Consider the following 3,296-nt stretch of genomic DNA (forward strand, 5'->3'; position numbering starts at 1 on the left):
GCCGACGATCGTCGCGAGTACCGAGGTCGAGTCGGTCTCGGCCGATCCGCCGACCGCGCTCAAGCAGGCGCTCACCGAGGGCCGTTTCGTCACGACCGTCGAGATGCGCCCGCCGAAGGGCGTCGCAGCGCAGAAGATGATCGCCAGCGCCACGATGCTGCGCGAGGCCGGTGCCGACTTCCTCGACATCGCCGACATCCCGCTGGCGCGGATGAGGATGAGCGCCTGGGCTGCGGCTCATCTCGTCCAGCTGCACGCCGACGTCGAGACGATCCTGCACTTCCCGACGCGCGGTCGAAACCTCCTGCGCGTGCAGGCCGACCTACTCGCCGCGCATGCGCTCGGCGTGCGGAACCTGTTCGTGACGATGGGCGACCCGGCGCGCATCGGTGACTATCCCGATGCATCCGACGACTACGACCTCGCCTCGACCGGTCTGATCCGGTTGCTGAAGGAGCGGATGAACGTCGGACTCGACCAGGCCGGGGCGCTGCTCGACCAGCCCACGCACTTCACGATCGGATGTGCGACATCGCTCACCTCGTCGGACACCGCGCGCGAGGCGGCGTTGCTGGCGAAGAAGATCCGGTCGGGTGCCGACTTCGCACTCACTCAGCCGTGCTTCGACGTCGAGGCGGCGCGATCGTTCATCGACGCGTATCGACGCGAGGCGGAGGGAGCGACGATCCCGTTGCTGCTCGGTGTGCAGCCGCTGTACAACGCCCGCAACGCGGAGTTCCTGCACAACGAGGTCCCGGGGATCCGCATCCCGCAGCACTCACGCGATCGGATGCGCCACGCCGCCGATCCGACCGCTGAAGGTGTCGCGATCGCACTCGAGATCGTGGAGGAACTGCGCGACGACGTGCAGGGCGCCTACATCATTCCCGCGTTCGGTCGCTACGACCTCGCCGCCGACCTCCTCGACGCCATCTCCAGCTGACCCGACAACTGGTGCCAGGCACCAGTTGTCGGGTCCTCCGGTGTCAGGCATCCGATGACCGGATGGTCTCAGGAGACAGGTCGGGCGACGAAGACCGGGATCTCGCGATCCGTCTTCTCCTGGTACTCGTCGTACGGTGGGTAGACGGCGACGCCGCGGTCCCACCACGCCTGGCGCTCGTCGCCGGTCACGATCTCGGTCCGATAGTCGTGCGGCTCCGGGCCGTCCTGGATCTCGACGAGCGGCTCGGCCACGAGGTTGTGGTACCAGCCGGGGTGCTCGGGTGCGCCGCCCTTGGAGGCGATCAGCGAGTACTCGCCCTCGTGCTCGACGCGCATCAGCGCGAACTTGCGGATCTTGCCCGAACTCGCGCCCAGGCTGGTGATGATCACGATCGGGATCCCGGTGTCGAGGAGCGTGTTCGCTTCCCGACCTCCGGTGTGTTCGTATGTTGCTACTTGATCGGCGACCCACTGCTGGGCGCTCGGTACGTACTCTCCGGTGAGTGGCATGGGGCCCACGCTACGCCACCGTGTCGTTTCCAGGCGTCGGCGGGATGGCCCATGACTTCGGTCCCGGGGGTCCGAGCGGCCATTGTGGGTGCCATGAGCACGTTCAAGGCCCTCGTCGTCCGCGAAGCCGAAGCCGGCAACCCGAAGTCGGCCGCCGCGTCGATCGAGGAGTTGACCGACGCCGACCTTCCCGATGACGCCGACGCGGAGATGGTCACGGTCGACATCGACTACTCGTCGCTGAACTACAAGGACGGCATGGCGCTGACCGGGAAGGGCGGCCGGATCATCCGCTCGTTCCCGATGGTGCCGGGGATCGACTTCTCCGGGACCGTCGTGTCGTCCGATTCCGATCGGTTCAGCGCCGGCGACGGTGTGATCCTCACGGGCTGGGGTGTCGGCGAACGCTTCTGGGGCGGCTACTCCGAGCGTCAGCGGGTCAAGGCCGACTGGCTCGTCGCCCGACCCGATTCGATGAGCAGCGAACAGGCGATGGGGATCGGGACCGCCGGGTTGACCTCGATGCTCTGCGTGCTCGGCCTCGAGGCCGGCGGTGTGACTCCCGACGACGGTCCGATCGTCGTGACCGGTGCGGCCGGCGGAGTCGGCAGCGTAGCGATCGCGATCCTGGCATCGCTCGGCTACGACGTCACGGCGGTCACCGGCCGACCCGAGGAACATGGCTACCTGCGCTCGCTCGGAGCGAGCGCCTTCGCGACTCGCGAGGAGATGTCGCAGGATCCCAAGCCGCTCGAAGCCGAGACGTGGGCGGGCGCAGTCGATGCTGTCGGCTCGACGATGCTCGCGAAGATCCTCGCTCAGACGAGGTACCGCGGTGTCGTGACGGCCTGCGGCCTCGCCGGGGGAGTGGACCTGCCGAGCACGGTGATGCCGTTCATCCTGCGCGGAGTGCGACTCCAGGGCATCGATTCGGTGATGGCGCCGCTCGCGGACCGCGAGGCGGCGTGGGCGCGTTTGGCGACGGACCTCCCGACGGCGCTGCTCGACGCGATGACCGAGATCGTGCCGATGAGTACGCTGCCCGAACAAGCGGCAGCCATCATGGCCGGCACGACGCGCGGCCGCATCGTCGTCGACCCCTCCGCCTGACAATGCACATTGGTGCCAGGCACCAATGTGCATTCAGTGGGGGAGGTAGGTGGGACGCTGCGCTTCGAAGGCGTCGATCGCGTCGGCCTTACCCATGGTGATCCCGATGTCGTCGAGTCCGTTCAGGAATCGGTGCTGGACGTCGGAGGGCATCGGGAACGCCTCGTCGATGTTCGCCGCGGGAACCTCGACCTTGAGTTGTTCGACGTCGACGACGATCGCGGTCTGCGGATCGTCATCGATCGCTGCCCAGATCGCCTCGACGGTTGCTTCGGGAACGACAACCGGCACCAATCCGTTCTTGGTGCAGTTGTTCTTGAAGATGTCCGAGAAGCTCGGCGCGATCACGGCGTCGAAGCCGTACTGCTGGATCGCCCACACCGCGTGTTCGCGTGACGATCCGACACCGAATGCCGGGCCCGCTACCAGGATGTTGGCGCCGGCGTAGCGCTCGTCGTTGAGGACGAAGTCCTGCTCGTCGCGCCATGCGGAGAACAATCCCTTCTCGAACCCGGTCCGCTCGACCTGCTTGAGCCAGACGGCGGGGATGATCTGGTCGGTGTCGACATCGCTGCGCTTGAGGGGGACGCCCGTTCCGTTGATGATCTGGACAACCTTCATGACGCGGCTCCGTTCTGCTCGTCGTTCGTACCTCGGTCGGGCAGATCGGCGGGCGTGCAGAACGTCCCGCGAACCGCGGTCGCCGCGGCGACGGCGGGGGAGACCAGGTG

General features: G+C 67.1%; 4 protein-coding genes. 2 read left to right on the plus strand and 2 right to left on the minus strand.

Annotation, left to right across the window (positions count from 1 at the left end; translation table 11 throughout):
- On the plus strand, positions 1 to 943 hold a 943-nt coding region (locus tag WBV89_RS12990), incomplete at its 5' end, for a methylenetetrahydrofolate reductase (RefSeq protein WP_423981776.1).
- 68 nt (positions 944 to 1,011) lie between these two features.
- On the opposite strand, the gene WBV89_RS12995 is transcribed toward WBV89_RS12990, so the two are convergent.
- The gene (locus tag WBV89_RS12995; RefSeq protein ID WP_423981777.1) at positions 1,012 to 1,455 is read right to left on the minus strand and encodes a nitroreductase family deazaflavin-dependent oxidoreductase; all 444 of its coding nucleotides are present in this window, start codon (positions 1,453 to 1,455) and stop codon (positions 1,012 to 1,014) included.
- Positions 1,456 to 1,548: 93 nt separating this feature from the next.
- On the opposite strand from WBV89_RS12995, the gene WBV89_RS13000 reads away from it, so the two are divergent.
- On the plus strand, positions 1,549 to 2,565 hold the full coding sequence (locus tag WBV89_RS13000; RefSeq protein WP_423981778.1) for an MDR family oxidoreductase: 1,017 nt from the start codon (positions 1,549 to 1,551) through the stop codon (positions 2,563 to 2,565).
- Positions 2,566 to 2,598: 33 nt separating this feature from the next.
- Here WBV89_RS13000 and leuD read toward each other — a convergent pair whose 3' ends face one another.
- Positions 2,599 to 3,186 (minus strand): 3-isopropylmalate dehydratase small subunit, encoded by a 588-nt coding sequence (gene leuD / locus WBV89_RS13005; protein WP_423981779.1) that lies wholly within the window; start codon positions 3,184 to 3,186, stop codon positions 2,599 to 2,601.
- Positions 3,187 to 3,296: the final 110 nt, after the last annotated feature.

The organism is Ilumatobacter sp. (genome assembly GCF_049588435.1).
Lineage (GTDB): Bacteria > Actinomycetota > Acidimicrobiia > Acidimicrobiales > Ilumatobacteraceae > Ilumatobacter_A.